13 protein-coding genes and 3 pseudogenes are annotated in these 15,406 nt (G+C 46.2%); 14 read left to right on the forward strand and 2 right to left on the reverse strand.

Annotated features, from left to right (window positions below; all coding sequences use genetic code 11):
- Nucleotides 1-209 precede the first annotated feature (209 nt).
- From VSQ32_18705 to VSQ32_18745, 9 genes are all read left to right on the forward strand, one after another.
- Entirely contained in the window at nucleotides 210-677 is a 468-nt protein-coding gene (locus VSQ32_18705; protein ID MEH2944821.1) for a DUF6075 family protein, read from the forward strand.
- A complete protein-coding gene (locus VSQ32_18710) occupies nucleotides 677-856 on the forward strand; it encodes a hypothetical protein (protein ID MEH2944822.1) in 180 nt (59 codons plus the stop codon). The genes VSQ32_18705 and VSQ32_18710 overlap by 1 nt, the downstream gene beginning before the upstream one ends.
- 19 nt (nucleotides 857-875) lie before the next feature.
- Nucleotides 876-1,661, forward strand: coding sequence for an AAA family ATPase (locus VSQ32_18715; GenBank protein ID MEH2944823.1), 786 nt, complete (start codon nucleotides 876-878; stop codon nucleotides 1,659-1,661).
- Nucleotides 1,651-2,556 carry a ParB/RepB/Spo0J family partition protein gene (locus VSQ32_18720; GenBank protein MEH2944824.1) on the forward strand — a complete coding sequence of 302 codons (906 nt, stop codon included), beginning with the start codon at nucleotides 1,651-1,653 and terminating at the stop codon, nucleotides 2,554-2,556. Before VSQ32_18715 ends, VSQ32_18720 begins: the two co-directional genes overlap by 11 nt.
- A gap of 17 nt (nucleotides 2,557-2,573) precedes the next feature.
- Nucleotides 2,574-3,689, forward strand: coding sequence for a DUF6017 domain-containing protein (locus VSQ32_18725; GenBank protein ID MEH2944825.1), 1,116 nt, complete (start codon nucleotides 2,574-2,576; stop codon nucleotides 3,687-3,689).
- The gene (locus VSQ32_18730; protein MEH2944826.1) at nucleotides 3,690-4,352 is read left to right on the forward strand and encodes a hypothetical protein; all 663 of its coding nucleotides are present in this window, start codon (nucleotides 3,690-3,692) and stop codon (nucleotides 4,350-4,352) included.
- 41 nt (nucleotides 4,353-4,393) lie between these two features.
- Nucleotides 4,394-4,762 carry a hypothetical protein gene (locus tag VSQ32_18735; protein MEH2944827.1) on the forward strand — a complete coding sequence of 123 codons (369 nt, stop codon included), beginning with the start codon at nucleotides 4,394-4,396 and terminating at the stop codon, nucleotides 4,760-4,762.
- A gap of 75 nt (nucleotides 4,763-4,837) precedes the next feature.
- The gene (locus VSQ32_18740) at nucleotides 4,838-5,359 is read left to right on the forward strand and encodes a hypothetical protein (GenBank protein MEH2944828.1); all 522 of its coding nucleotides are present in this window, start codon (nucleotides 4,838-4,840) and stop codon (nucleotides 5,357-5,359) included.
- 122 nt (nucleotides 5,360-5,481) lie between these two features.
- Nucleotides 5,482-6,129 (forward strand): hypothetical protein, encoded by a 648-nt coding sequence (locus tag VSQ32_18745; GenBank protein MEH2944829.1) that lies wholly within the window; start codon nucleotides 5,482-5,484, stop codon nucleotides 6,127-6,129.
- A gap of 225 nt (nucleotides 6,130-6,354) precedes the next feature.
- Here VSQ32_18745 and VSQ32_18750 read toward each other — a convergent pair.
- Together VSQ32_18750 and VSQ32_18755 are read right to left on the reverse strand one after the other, a co-directional pair.
- A pseudogene (locus VSQ32_18750) lies at nucleotides 6,355-7,750 on the reverse strand (transposase).
- A gap of 373 nt (nucleotides 7,751-8,123) precedes the next feature.
- Nucleotides 8,124-9,519: pseudogene (locus tag VSQ32_18755) on the reverse strand (transposase).
- 244 nt (nucleotides 9,520-9,763) lie between these two features.
- On the opposite strand from VSQ32_18755, the gene VSQ32_18760 reads away from it, so the two are divergent.
- From VSQ32_18760 to VSQ32_18780, 5 genes and pseudogenes are all read left to right on the forward strand, one after another.
- The gene (locus VSQ32_18760; GenBank protein MEH2944830.1) at nucleotides 9,764-10,240 is read left to right on the forward strand and encodes a PcfB family protein; all 477 of its coding nucleotides are present in this window, start codon (nucleotides 9,764-9,766) and stop codon (nucleotides 10,238-10,240) included.
- Nucleotides 10,237-10,824, forward strand: a pseudogene (locus tag VSQ32_18765) (type IV secretory system conjugative DNA transfer family protein). The gene VSQ32_18760 and the pseudogene VSQ32_18765 overlap by 4 nt, the downstream one beginning before the upstream one ends.
- Nucleotides 10,825-10,887: 63 nt before the next feature.
- A complete protein-coding gene (locus VSQ32_18770) occupies nucleotides 10,888-13,239 on the forward strand; it encodes a DUF4368 domain-containing protein (protein ID MEH2944831.1) in 2,352 nt (783 codons plus the stop codon).
- A 281-nt stretch (nucleotides 13,240-13,520) separates the two neighbouring features.
- Nucleotides 13,521-14,213, forward strand: coding sequence for a response regulator transcription factor (locus VSQ32_18775; protein ID MEH2944832.1), 693 nt, complete (start codon nucleotides 13,521-13,523; stop codon nucleotides 14,211-14,213).
- Nucleotides 14,203-15,309: a HAMP domain-containing sensor histidine kinase gene (locus VSQ32_18780; GenBank protein ID MEH2944833.1), complete on the forward strand. Its 1,107-nt coding sequence runs from the start codon at nucleotides 14,203-14,205 to the stop codon at nucleotides 15,307-15,309. The genes VSQ32_18775 and VSQ32_18780 overlap by 11 nt, the downstream gene beginning before the upstream one ends.
- Nucleotides 15,310-15,406: the final 97 nt, after the last annotated feature.

The following is a 15,406-nucleotide window of genomic DNA, read 5'->3' on the forward strand; positions in this document are numbered from 1 at the left end:
AGATACTTGTGAAGAAAGTAACCGTAGTTGTGGCATTAGACCTCGGTACGGGGAACACAAAAAATCCTGACAATGAAAGTGAATAGAGAACTATCAGATATAGCGGTAGATTATAGGGATACTTGAATGAGAGTGTCCCTATTTTTTATATAGGGCATTCCATAGTGGGATGCTCTTTTCAATTCAATTTTAAAAGGAGGAACAGAAAAATGTCAAACACAGCGTTAAGAGCAGGGAAAGAGAAAGCGATTATTTTTATCAGCGATGCACATGAAAAATTCTACTACGAGAAATTGAAAGAGGTCAGGTATCAGGACGTATACCACAAAGCGCTTGTATATTGTCTTGGTATCAGCGATGACACAAGAAGGAATATCAAAAGTATTTATGATTTTAGGACAGGCTGCGTGAAAACGGAGTGCCTGCATGAAGGCTGGCAGACCAGCGGGAGCGTGAGAGTGGTCAGGATGGCGTTTAACCTTTACTGCAACGGTACGCCGAGCGTCCTTGACTATGATGATGCGGAGGAACAGGTGGACGAGTGCAGACGGTACACAGTGGAAGAATTGTTCTGCTGTGCCTATGCGCCCTATTTTTGGCAGGCAATACAGATTCGGTATCCGGAATACGCAACATATAACCACGATCTGTACGCCATGTTCGGAGGACGGGACTGATGTTAAAGGTTAGGCTTATGGGAACGAAGAACGATATTAAGTGGTTCGGGAAGATTTTACAGAGGAACCCGAAAATTGAAGTGACGGAGTTTTCCGATATGTTCCCAAACAAAGGGACAAAGAAATATTACCGGACTTATGTGGAAGTCAGGAAAAGCAACGTAAAAGATAACCAGTAGAAGAAAAGGAGAACCAATCATGTGTAAAATAATCGCAATCGCAAACCAGAAGGGCGGTGTGGGCAAGACCACCACCACAAGCAATTTAGGCATAGGACTTGCAAAACAGGGAAAAAAAGTGCTTTTGATTGATGCGGACGCACAGGGCAGTCTGACAGCGAGCTTAGGCTTTACGGAGCCGGACAGTCTGGAAGTCACGCTTGCAACCATTATGGGAGGTTTAATCAATGACGAGGAAGTAGAGCCGGGAGAAGGTATCCTGCACCATGAGGAAGGGATAGACTTAATGCCGGGGAACATTGAGCTTTCCGGTCTGGAGGTTTCCCTTGTGAATGTGATGAGCCGGGAAACGGTACTCCGGTCGTACATAGAGATTGTCAGGGAAAGTTACGATTATATCTTGATTGACTGTATGCCTTCTCTCGGCATGATTACCATAAATGCCTTTGCCTGCACCGACAGTATCCTGATACCTGTACAGGCGGCATACCTGCCCGTTAAAGGCTTGCAACAGCTTATTAAGACGGTGGGCAAGGTAAAGCGGCAGATTAACCCGAAACTGGAGATTGAGGGGATTCTGCTTACAATGGTGGACAGCCGGACGAACTACGCAAAGGACATCAGCTCCATGCTGAAGGAAGCCTATGGAAGCCGAGTAAGGATATTTGCCAATATTATTCCCATTTCTGTCAGGGCGGCGGAGATTTCAGCGGAGGGTGTCAGCATCTACAAGCATGATCCAAAGGGAAAAGTGGCGTCAGCCTATGATTCTCTGACAAAGGAGGTGCTTGCAGATGGGCAGTAACGCAAAATCGGGGAGCGCAGCAAAGATTACGCTGGAAAAATTTGATGATTTATTCGGCGGGAGTGCCGCACAGGGAAGTGGGGCGGAGCAGATTATCAATGCGCCGCTGGCGGAGCTTTATACATTCAAAGACCACCCGTTCCGGGTGGAGGACGATGAGAAGATGGAGGAAACAACCGAGAGTATCCGACAGTACGGGGTGCTTGTGCCGGGGATTGCCAGACCGAGGGCGGGCGGCGGCTATGAAATCATAGCCGGACACCGCCGCAAACGTGGCTCGGAGCTTGCCGGAAAGACGGAAATGCCTGTGATTGTACGCAACTATACCGATGATGAAGCAACAATTATTATGGTGGATTCCAATATCCAGAGGGAAGATATTTTACCAAGTGAGAAGGCGAGAGCCTACAAGATGAAATATGAAGCCATGAAGCATCAGGGGAAGAAGTCAGGCAGAAACACACTGGATGAGGTCGGGGAAGCCGCCGGGGAGAACGCTAAAAAGGTTCAGCGGTATATCTGGCTCTCCCGCCTGTCTGATGAACTCCTTGCTATGGTGGACGGTAAGAAGCTCGGCTTTTCACAGGGCGTTGACATTTCCTTTCTTGCGGAAGAAGCGCAAGGCTGGGTACAGGCAGCCATAGAGGAAAAAGGCTGTAACGTCAGCATGGCGCAGTCAGCAAAAATCAAGGAATATGGCAAGACAGGGGAGCTTACCCTTGCAATGGTGCGCCTGATACTGACGGAGGAAAAGCCGAAGGAACGGAAAGTGACGCTGAAAGCGGACAAGATCAGCGAATATTTTGCGGAGGATTGCAGCAGTGAGGAAATAGAGGGCATCATCATTCAGCTTCTGGATGAATGGAGTGCCAGAAATGGCACGAAAAGACAATAGAGGGGAGGTGCATCGGCGTGGATGGCGCAATAAAATTCGACTATTATTATGGCATCGAAGCGGAACAGTTCTCTTTTTACAGAGTGCCGAGGCTGCTGATAAAAGACGCAAGGTTTAAAGAGTTGTCCAGCGATGCGAAGCTCCTTTATGGTCTGATGCTTGACAGGCTGGCATTGTCAATCAAGAATGGCTGGCTTGACGAAGAAAACAGGGTGTATATCCATTACACCCTTGATAACATAATGGAGGATTTGGGATGCGCAAGGGAGAAATGCGCAAAAGTGATAGCGGAGCTTGACAGCAAAAAGGGCATCGGTCTGATTGAGAAGAAAAGACAGGGACTGGGCAAGCCGGACATTATCTATGTGAAGAATTTTGCGACACTGGATACCGGGAAAGAACCGGACGGAGAGCCGGAAAAGCCGGATAATGCTGACAGTTCCGCAGAAGTTCGGAAACCGAACTTCAAGAGGTTCGATAATCAAACTTCAAGAAGTTCGGAAATCGAACTTCAAGAGATTCGGAAACCGAACTTGCAGGAGTTCGGAAACCAAACTTCAAGAAATTCGGAAACCGAACTTGTGGAAGTTCGGGAATCGAACCCTAATTATAACAATACTAATTATACCGATCTGAGTTATACCAATCCTATCAATCAATCTGATATGGAAACAGAAAAACAGGAACCGGGCAAGCCGGATAATGGTATGATTGATGTGATGGATGATGCCAACGCCTACATGGAAATCATTAAGGAGAATATCGAGTATGAGCATCACATGAAATATGGCGATTGGAGCGAAAAAGGTCTGTATGAGGAACTGTATGAGGTGATCTGCGAGATTGTGTGCGTGAAGCGCAAGACGGTAAAGGTCAACGGGGAAGACTACCCGTATGAGCTTGTGAAATCAAAGTTTTTAAAGCTGAACAGCTCCCATTTGGAGTATGTCATCGGGTGCATGAAGGAAACCACAACAAGGATAACCAACATCAGGGCATACATGGTGACTGCCCTCTACAATGCCCCGAACACCATGAACCATTATTACCAGCAGTTGGTGCAGCATGATATGTATGGCGGCGGCTGGGAAGAAAAAGGGATGTTTGAGCGCAAAGCGGAAGGAGATGGATAAATGGAGTCCATGCGGGATATTGATCGGGCAATGGAACGGGAAATTGCAAAGGGGAGCTGCCCATTGAGGTTTGTAAAAATAGAGTTTGGTGATTCCCCCTATCAGGAGATTGCGTCAAAGGAAAAGCTGCTGGAGGTATTGTCCTATCTGCTGCGGACAGGCGATTATGGCAGGTTTGCCGGGAAGGGGACAGGGAATAATGTTTACATGGACATTAAGGGCAGGAAGCCAGCTTTTCAGCGTACCCGTTCTTTTCTTGACCGGAACAGCATATTTTCCGCAATCCGCAGGTATGGGAAGAAAATAAAGCCGGATTTTGACGGGCATACTTATCTGGAAACGGTGCGGTGCTGCTTTGGACTGCCGGAAGGGGAACTGGAAAAGTACCGGGTGACCTATGACGGGCAGGAAACCTTCGCTTTTCCCATGTCGGATAAACATATCCTCGGACTTTATACGCACTGCATCTTAGCAAGGCGGGCGGTATCGGGGGATATGGATATTCCCGGAGCAGGCTTTTCGGAGAAGGAACAGGGCATCGCCAGTCTGGAAGATGTGCGTGACGTATTGTTCCAATGCCTTTTGTTTGACACAATAAAATGCGGGGAAGGCGTGTTATGCGCTGACCTCTGCACAATCTACTGTTTAAAAGAGGATAGATAGCTTTTGGACTTTTTGTCCAGAAGTAAGTTAGGAGGTGCGCTATGGCGGAAAAATATATTACGGAAGAACAGCGGGCAAAATGCCGGAAAGTGGCGGATGCGTTTGCGGAGCTGTATGAGCTGACCGATGTAATGGTGGCGGATGCCGGGAGGTTCGGCTTTGTCCGTCTGCAATGGTTCAGTGAGGGAGAGGGCTTTGATTCGGCAATGGCATTTTCGGACAGTCTGGAACTGTTTGAGGAACTCTGGCGGATATGGTATGAACATGAAGTCTTAACGCCAGTGCTTGGTACGCCGCTTGCGGAGCTTGACTATGACGAGATATTCCAGACGCTTTCCAAAGACAGGCAGGAGGAAATACTGGAGAAAAAGAGATATTTCATTGCCCTGTGCAAAGACGCTTTCGGTTAAGGCGGCAGATATTTTTCACAATTCTGGGGTGTTTTCTGTTAAAATAGACCGTATCAGGATAAAGGGGTGGTGCGTTTGGGAAACAGGAAGCGGAGGGCTGACAGGACATATAAGGACTTAAAGCAGAAACAGAAAGCAGGAATAGCAGACGGTATGTTCCAAAAGACCTGTGATTATTACAGGGAGCATGGCAGGATGCCGGAAGGAGAGGACTGTGAAAAAATTGCGGGGCAGATTTACCAGAGGGTAAAGGGGATAGCGGAAAAGGCTACCTTTGATGAAATATACAGCCTGTATCTTTACCGGCTGTCACGTTATGAAACAAGGATAGCGGAGAATGGGCTTCCCGAAAAGAAGGAAAAGAAGCAGGATGCCGACAAGCCAAAAGTAAAGCAGAAGGGCAGAAGCAAAAAAGTATGCCCGAACTGCGGAAGGAAGATGAAACAGCAGTTTATCGGCTTGCAGCACTGTAAATGCGGCATGAGCTGGAAGAAGGATATAGGATATTTTGAGCGTACTGGGGATATGGTTTTCGCTCTGGAACGGAGGAAGGTAGGGAAAAAGACAAAGCAGTGTCCGGTGATCCGGTACAGGTAATTAAATATCAGAAACAGCGTGAGGGCAGTTATAGACCGTAAACAGCGGTTTGTAGCTGCCCTTTTTGCGTTTGGAAAACTTTTGGACAAAAAGTCCAGAAGCGGAAAGGAGAAATCAGGGAGATGAAACACAAAAAAGCGACAGCAGTTTCTCTTGCGGCGGTGGTGGGAGCAGCGGTATTGGGCGGAATCCGTTATGCGGCAGGGAAAAAGAAACCCAAAGCAGAGAGGGAAAATGACGTGCAGGAGGAAGGACTGACAGAGGATAAGCTGCGGGGATGCCTTCTCCGCCTGTTCCGGCTGTATGAGGACAGTGAGTTTGATGATTCTGCGAAGTTTTTGAGCTATGGGAGCGATCCGAGGGAATATGAAGCGGAGAACTATTCCAGTCAGTTATTCCCTTATATCAAAAGGAACATGAAAGACGTGATGATGCTGGAGGGGGATGACGGTACGGGGAAAGAACCTTTCGCCATGACGGACGTGCTTTTCTGTTATCCTGCCTGCAAGATAGGTTGTGAGATAGAGGAACTGTTTTCAGACAACTTTGTCCTGTGCCTTGAAAGCGAGATGTGGATGCTGGAAAACGGTGAGTTTGCGTCTGTCTACTGTGTCAGTATCGGAAAGGACGGAGGGCGGCTCAGTTACCGCTTTGTGGATACCTACATCAAAAATCCGGGGGATATTCCTATCTGTTTTGAGGATTTGGAAAGCGGTTTTTCAGAGATAATCGAAGCGGAGAAAGAAGGGAGAGAACCCTATCTGCCATAACCCATAGGTAATTGCGAAACAAGTTCAAAATCTTGATTCCAATAGGGCAAAGGCCCGGTTGAGCCGGACTTACAGGAGGTGGATGTGGATAACAAGGATTTTAAGACATGAAAACAAAGCAGATAAGGATATCTGCCCGTGAAATGGTATGCGGTATGTAAGGTTATGCAATCAGAGGTTTTAAACTGCGGATATATTCATGCCTGTGCAGTTTATCAGCCACCATTACAGTAATAAGCTGGGTAATCCCGGCGAGAAGCAGGTCAGCATGAAGCGTTTTTTCATTCTGCGTTTTACGCCCGGCAACACAGAAGCTGTCCTTGAAATGGTTGATTGATTTCTCAACAGTTACCCTGATCTTATAGGTGGAATCCCATCCGGCCGTACCGCGGAGTGTACCGGGATAGGCGCGCAGGTTTTTCTCGGGATAAATATAAAACATCCTGCCGCAGGGGGATTCCGTACAGGGATTTTCACAGTGGCAGACGCGTTTTGATTTCTTTGTAAGTTTGTTCCACTCCCATTTCATTTTCGGGCATACAAACTTCATGGTTGGCAGTCCGCAGCGGAGATGGGATTTGCTTCCTTCCCGTTTCATTGGAAGGGATGGGTCTTTGGGGCAGCAGGGGATGCCGTCCTTATTCAGCGGGCAGTCGGATTTTGGAAGGGAGATTCTGCCGTTGAGGGGAATGTAAGCCTGCTCAAAGGAAGCTTCCTGTAACAGGTATTTGTAGATTTCAATGGAATCAAATGCGGCGTCTCCCAGAAAAGTTTTCGGATTGATAAGCGGATGCTTGCGAAAGAAATCCTTTAAAGTGGGAATCAATGCCCTGGAATCGGCAAGACTCTTATCTTCATCCGGGGAATCAGATTTTTTTCCAACAATGATGTCAGGATGAGCCGCAAGAAAGTCCTTGTTATAAAAGGAAATATCCCGGACAATGCCGAGTCCGTTGGTAATAATGCCGAATTTATAAGCATAACAGAAATGCCCGTTAATGTACATCTGCTGAATGGCTGGACTGGCGGCAGCATGGGAAGGCATGGAGCCGTAGGCGGCTTTATAAGGGTCAAAGGAATCGTCCATCCCTTTTGCTTTTTTGAAGGCTTTCAGCTGTTTGATGATACGGTTGGCATATTTGGGATTGTTTTCTGTAACCCATGCCTCAATGCCGGAGGTGTCAAAGAGAAGCATGGAAGCTTTCTGTGTATCAATACAATGGCAGATTGGTTCGGTCAAGTCAACAAGATGATCGAACATGGATTGTAAGTCCGATAAAAAATCCTGTTTGAACCGGGTGAATTTAGAGGCGTCCGGGACAACGTCAAACCCGCAGAAGTCCCGCAGTTCCTGAGAGTATTTCAGGAATACGATCAGCAGGGATGTTGTTGGGATTGAGAAGATAAGCTGTAGTAACAGAGCCTTCAGCATTGGGTAAAGCAGATGCCTGCGGGGTCTGCCGGTGGCAGCATGAAAATGAGAAACAAAAGACACCGGAACAATTTCATCAAGGTTGATGGTTTCATCGAGTATGGAAAGAAACGCATATTTATCGTTATCAAATTTATTTTGGCAATCGGTAAAAATATCTGCCAAAGAGAGCTGTTTATGTGTTATCATATAGATACGACTCCTTTACTGGTGGATATGGATAATTGTTACTGGACATTTCAATTATACCACAGACCAGTGAGGAGTTGTTTTATTTTGTAACAAAGAGAATCCCGTATTTATGTGGGTTCTGGCGTTTCGCAAACGCCTACCATAACCCATAGGTAATTGCGAAACAAGTTCAAAATCTTGATTCCAATAGGGCAAAGGCCCGGTTGAGCCGGACTTACAGGAGGTGGATGTGGATAACAAGGATTTTAAGACATGAAAACAAAGCAGATAAGGATATCTGCCCGTGAAATGGTATGCGGTATGTAAGGTTATGCAATCAGAGGTTTTAAACTGCGGATATATTCATGCCTGTGCAGTTTATCAGCCACCATTACAGTAATAAGCTGGGTAATCCCGGCGAGAAGCAGGTCAGCATGAAGCGTTTTTTCATTCTGCGTTTTACGCCCGGCAACACAGAAGCTGTCCTTGAAATGGTTGATTGATTTCTCAACAGTTACCCTGATCTTATAGGTGGAATCCCATCCGGCCGTACCGCGGAGTGTACCGGGATAGGCGCGCAGGTTTTTCTCGGGATAAATATAAAACATCCTGCCGCAGGGGGATTCCGTACAGGGATTTTCACAGTGGCAGACGCGTTTTGATTTCTTTGTAAGTTTGTTCCACTCCCATTTCATTTTCGGGCATACAAACTTCATGGTTGGCAGTCCGCAGCGGAGATGGGATTTGCTTCCTTCCCGTTTCATTGGAAGGGATGGGTCTTTGGGGCAGCAGGGGATGCCGTCCTTATTCAGCGGGCAGTCGGATTTTGGAAGGGAGATTCTGCCGTTGAGGGGAATGTAAGCCTGCTCAAAGGAAGCTTCCTGTAACAGGTATTTGTAGATTTCAATGGAATCAAATGCGGCGTCTCCCAGAAAAGTTTTCGGATTGATAAGCGGATGCTTGCGAAAGAAATCCTTTAAAGTGGGAATCAATGCCCTGGAATCGGCAAGACTCTTATCTTCATCCGGGGAATCAGATTTTTTTCCAACAATGATGTCAGGATGAGCCGCAAGAAAGTCCTTGTTATAAAAGGAAATATCCCGGACAATGCCGAGTCCGTTGGTAATAATGCCGAATTTATAAGCATAACAGAAATGCCCGTTAATGTACATCTGCTGAATGGCTGGACTGGCGGCAGCATGGGAAGGCATGGAGCCGTAGGCGGCTTTATAAGGGTCAAAGGAATCGTCCATCCCTTTTGCTTTTTTGAAGGCTTTCAGCTGTTTGATGATACGGTTGGCATATTTGGGATTGTTTTCTGTAACCCATGCCTCAATGCCGGAGGTGTCAAAGAGAAGCATGGAAGCTTTCTGTGTATCAATACAATGGCAGATTGGTTCGGTCAAGTCAACAAGATGATCGAACATGGATTGTAAGTCCGATAAAAAATCCTGTTTGAACCGGGTGAATTTAGAGGCGTCCGGGACAACGTCAAACCCGCAGAAGTCCCGCAGTTCCTGAGAGTATTTCAGGAATACGATCAGCAGGGATGTTGTTGGGATTGAGAAGATAAGCTGTAGTAACAGAGCCTTCAGCATTGGGTAAAGCAGATGCCTGCGGGGTCTGCCGGTGGCAGCATGAAAATGAGAAACAAAAGACACCGGAACAATTTCATCAAGGTTGATGGTTTCATCGAGTATGGAAAGAAACGCATATTTATCGTTATCAAATTTATTTTGGCAATCGGTAAAAATATCTGCCAAAGAGAGCTGTTTATGTGTTATCATATAGATACGACTCCTTTACTGGTGGATATGGATAATTGTTACTGGACATTTCAATTATACCACAGACCAGTGAGGAGTTGTTTTATTTTGTAACAAAGAGAATCCCGTATTTATGTGGGTTCTGGCGTTTCGCAAACGCCTACCATAACCCAGTCAGAAAGGAGAGCTTATGAAATATTTAATCCACAGGCTGTACGTCCCACCCTGACGGGCGTACAGCAATAAAAAAAGAAGGAGGAAAACCATGCAGGAGGAAGTGACACAGAAAACCATTGCCCTTGTGTTTAAATCTTCCCGGCTGACTGCCGACGTGCTGAAAAAGGCTATGAAGATGTATCTGGAACACCGGAAACAGGGAAAGCAGATGCCGCATGGGAAAATATCAGTGAAAGAGCTGGTCGGTCAGGGTATGGGCGCTTCGAGCATTGAGGTGACGGATAATAACATCAAGTCCTTTGAGAGAGTGGCAAAGAAGTACAACGTGCAGTTTGCTGTGAAGAAGGATAAGACGGAAAAGCCGCCGAAGCACATCGTATTATTCAAGGGCAAGGATGCTGACGTGATAACGCAGGCATTTAAGGAGTTTGTAAAAGTTAATGAGAAAAAGCATAACCGCATCTCCGTAAAGGAGAAACTGGCAAAGTTCCGGGAGCAGTCAGGCAAGGACAAGAACCGGGAGAGGGCAAGGGAACACCAGAAGGACAGGGGGCAGTCATTATGAGTAAAATCGTAGAGGGCATCGCCAAAGACCTAAAGTCAGTCCCTGAAAAGCTGAAGGCAAAGACGGGGAATATTGACAAAAAGAAACTTTTCCTTATGAATCTTCCCTATGCGCTTGCCGGGTATTTCTGCGACAAAATTGCGTGGCTGTGGCGGGTATCGCCGGGGCAGGACGCTTCCGCAAAAGCGATGGCGGTCATGGCGGGGATGGAGGACTTATTTTCCAACCCGTTACCAAGTTTCCACCCAAAAGATTTGTTAATAGGGATAGGGTGCGGCATTGCGCTCCGCCTTGTGGTGTATTTCAAAGCCAAGAACGCCAAGAAATTCCGGCATGGCATGGAGTACGGCTCTGCAAGGTGGGGGACAGCAAAAGATATTGAGCCATATGTCGATCCGGTATTTGAGAACAACGTGTTACTCACAGAAACGGAAAGACTGATGATGTCCGGCAGACCGAAACAGCCGAAGTATGCGAGGAATAAAAATATCCTTGTTATCGGCGGTTCTGGTTCTGGCAAGACGAGGTTTTTTGTAAAACCAAACCTTATGCAGATGCACAGTTCCTATGTTGTCACTGATCCGAACAGATAAGTATAATAGGGTTATAGGGAAGCGCGCACCCTCAAAGAAAGGAGGTTACACACCATGAAGAAGCAGACAGAGAAAGACAAACTCACCGCCCTATACGAAAGGCTCTCCCATGACGACGAGCGAGCCGGGGAATCCGTAAGCATTGAGAACCAGAAGCGGATTTTGGAGGACTACGCAAGAAAGAACGGTTTTACCAACATCCGGCATTTTACTGATGACGGAATCCGGGGGACTACGTTCAAGCGTCCGGGGCTTGACGCTATGTTAGACGAAATCCGGGCGGGGAACGTGGCGACTGTTATCATCAAAGACCAGAGCCGAATCGGGCGTGACGTGGTTGAAGTGGGGCTTTTGAAGCGCACCTTTGATGAATACCATGTGCGTTTTATCGCCGCCAATGACAATCTTGACACCGCCAACGGCTTTGATATTATGTCGATTTTCCGTGATGTGATAAACGAGTGGTACGTTGCCGACACCAGCCGCAAAATCAAAGCTGTTTTCAAGTCCAGAATGGAAAAGGGCTTGCGATGTTCGGGAAGTGTCTGCTATGGCTACCGCGCTTCCAAAGAAGAAAAAGGCGAGTGGTTGATTGACGAGGAAGCCGCCGCCGTTGTGCGCCGTATCTTCCAGAGCGTCCTTGCCGGGGAAACCATAGCCAGCATAGCAAAGGAACTCCGCGCCGAGAAAATCCCTATCCCGTCCGAGCATTGGAAACGGACAGGCGAGCCAGTCCGAGCGGCGAAATACGCCGACCCCTACGCATGGTCAGCTACCACTATCGGCTACATACTGAAACGCCCGGAATATACGGGGCGCAAGGTATTGGGGAAAACCGTATGCGAGAACTACAAGACCAAGAGCAGCCGCAAGACCGCGCCGGAAGAACAGCACTTTTTTGAGGGCGCAATCCCCGCCATTGTGGACGTGGAAACGTGGCAGACCGTACAGAAGATACGGGAAACCGTGCGCCGCGCCCCCAAGCGGCAGAACGCCCCGAACCGTTTGACCGGGCTTTTATACTGCGCCGACTGCGGCTCAAAACTCACACACCGCTACAACCTTGTGCAAGGGAAATGGATAGAGGACGCTTTTATCTGCTCCGGCTACCGCCACTTAGTCCATGACTGCACCATGCACCATATCCCCACGGCGAAGATTGAAGCCACTATCCTTGCCGTTATCCAGCGCGTGAGCTGGTATGTGCGGCACAACGAAAAGGAGTTTACAGAGCGTGTCCGGGAAGCATCCGACCAGAACCAAGAAAAGACCGTCAAGGAATGTCAGCAGAAAATCAACAAGGCACAGAAGCGGCACAAGGAGCTTGACGGGCTTGTGAAAAAGCTGTACGAGGGCAACGCCACGGGCAAGATACCCGACAAACATTTTACCCGTCTGTTGAATGAGTATGACGAGGAACAGACCGGGCTGGAAACGTCCATAGCGGAATGGCAGAGGCAGATTGAGAACTGGAACGCCGACAAGCTGAAAACAGACCAGTTTATCCAGCTTGTGAAACGCTACACTGATTTCTCTGAATTGACAACACCCATGCTCAACGAGTTTATCGAGAAAGTGATTGTGCATGAGGGCGAGGGGCGGGGGAATGACCGCCGCCAGCGGATAGACATATACCTAAACTTTATCGGGGCTTTTGAAGTACCCGCCCATATCGTCACCCCGGCAGAGGTGGAGGAACAACGCCGCCAGCAGGAGGAACAGGCGGCAAAGGAAGCCCGGTCAAAGGAGCTTGCAAAGGCGCGGTATGAGAAGCGCAAGGCAGAGAAACGGGAATTTACCGCAAGGAAAAAAGCGGGGCTTCTCACGCCGGAGGAACTGGAAGCCGAGGAAAAGCGGCTTGCACACAACCGGGAGCGACAAAAGGAATGGCGGGAGAAACGCAAAGCCGCAGAGCCGCCCAAGCCGCCTAAGAAAAAATCCATAAAGAAGCTTATGGAACTGGAAAAGACCGGGGCGGAGCTTACGCCGGAGGAATCGGAACGGCTTGCAGAACACCGCCGGAAAAAAGCCGCACAGCATAAGGCGTGGCGCGAAAGGCAGAAAGCCGGACAGCCAAAGACAAAGACGCTCAAAGAGCTTGCTGCCGCCCAGAAAGAGGGGGAAGCCCTAACGCCGGAGGAATCGGAACGTCTGGAAGCCCACAAGAGCCGGAAGAAAATCGCAAGGGAAAAGCTGGTACAGCAAGCCGAAACCGACCCGGCAGCGGCGGCAGAACTGGCAAAGAAACGGGCGTATCAATCCGAAGCCACCAAGAAATCCCGGCAGAAAATGTATGAGGAAGCCGCCACTGGAAATCCGGAAGCGGTGGAACGCTATGAGAATTACCTTGCCACAAGGAGGGAAGCATACCACAGGAAAAAACAGGAAACGGAACGAAGCGCATAAGGACTGAAAAACAAAAGGCGCATTGTGGAAATGTGCATAACAGGCTATGGAATCATGGATAACTCTGTTCACAGCATATGGAAAAGCTAAAGTGCAGCTTTCCCACATCCTGCAAACAGAGTTACCCACAATTCCAAAAGACAGCCAGTTATACACATTCCCACGAATGCCGACTACTACGGAATCCCACTCATTATTTCTGTATAATTGAAAAATCTATATAAACACAGTATAATAATACCCATAGAATACCACTAAGTAAAAGGAAATGAGGAAAAACAATGAGCGGTAAAATATTGTTAGTGGACGATGAACAAGAAATTGCTGATTTGATTGAGGTATTCTTGCAAAATGAACAATTTCAGTGTTTTAAATATTACACATTTCAAGACGCATTTTCAGTGATAGACAGTGAATGTTTTGACTTGGCAATTATAGATATAATGCTGCCAGACGGAAATGGCTTTACTTTATGCAGAGAAATACGGAAGAAATATACCTATCCCATTATATTGCTTACATCTAAAACAGAGGGAACAGATAAAGTTACAGGTTTATCCTTGGGGGCAGACGACTATGTTACAAAACCATTTCTTCCGATTGAACTTGTGGCAAGAGTTAAGGCGCATCTACGGAGGGTACATGATTATGACGGTAAAAAAATTGGCTCAAATGAAATGGTTACAATAGCCGGGCTTCTGTTAAATAAAACTTCGCATGAATGTAGATTGAACGGGGAACAGATTAAACTAACCCCCACAGAATTTTCAATATTATGGCTTTTATGTAAAAACAGGGGAAAGGTATATAGTGCTGATGAACTATTTCAGATTGTATGGGGAGAAAAGTATTTTAAGAACAGCAGAAATACGGTAATGGTTCAAATCAGACATATCCGAGAAAAATTGAATGATATTGGTGAAAAGCCGAAATTCATTAAAACAATATGGGGGGTAGGATATATTGTTGAGTAACAAATTTTCAAAGAAATATAGAAAGCTATTATTGCTTAGGCATTTTATAGGTGCATTTATTGTGTTCTTTGTCCTTTTGGCTGTTTGTTTAGTAATTGAAAGTGTAGGCAACAACAATTTTTATGTTTTCGTAGAAAAAGTAGCAGGATACGATTTTGCGTGTTTTTTACATGATTATGAACCTTCAATTATTGTATTTGGTTTTCTCATATTAGAGTTATTTATGTGGATTGCCATAGAAAGTAGTTCATCAAAGAAAATATTAAAAGTATTGGATTCCTTGGAATATGTTGTTGACAATTCAGCAAATAACATAGTACTCCCTTTAGAATTTTCTGATTTGCAAAATTGGCTTAATCTTATAAAAATGCAGAACCGTGAGCAACAACATGTACTGGAAATTGAAGCACAGAAAAAATCAGATACGCTTACTTACCTTGCGCATGACATTAGAACCCCGCTTGCTTCCGTGGTAGGTTATTTAAGCCTATTGTGTGAAGCACCGGATATGCCAGCCATACAACGGGAAAAATATACAAAAGTTGCTTTCCGCAAGGCTATACAGTTTGAAAAACTGATAGATGATTTTTTTGATATAACAAGATATAGTTTATCAGACAAAACTTTGGTGAAACGGGAAATAGACATATGTTTTTTAATAGAACAGTTAGCAGATGAATTTTACCCGTTGCTTAAACCCAAAGAGCTGCATATTGATTTAAAGTTAGGGGAAGGACTGTTTATAACAGGGGATTCAGAAAAGATTGCAAGAGTATTCAATAATCTTCTGAAAAATGCTATAAATTACAGTTATCCGAAAAGTTCGATTGAGATTTATGCCAGCCAAACTTTATCTTATATAACGGTTTCCATTAAGAATTACGGCAAAACAATACCTGCTGATGAATTGGGGCATATTTTTGATAAATTTTACCGTTCCAAAGAATATGGGGAATCAGAAGAAAGCGGAACAGGGCTTGGCTTGGCAATCGCAAAGGAAATTGTAAGAATACACAATGGAAGCATATATGCTATGAGTGATGATGAAATAACAGTGTTTGAAGTCAAGCTGCCTGTTGCGGAAAAGCAGCGATAAGAAAAAAATAAGAAATCAAAAAGAAATAAAGAATCAAAAACTCATTTCAACAGGGTATAATAATCCCCCAGTAGAGTGAGTTTTATTTTTGGAGGAA

Source organism: Lachnospiraceae bacterium JLR.KK002 (assembly GCA_036941025.1).
Classification (GTDB): Bacteria; Bacillota; Clostridia; order Lachnospirales; family Lachnospiraceae; genus Petralouisia.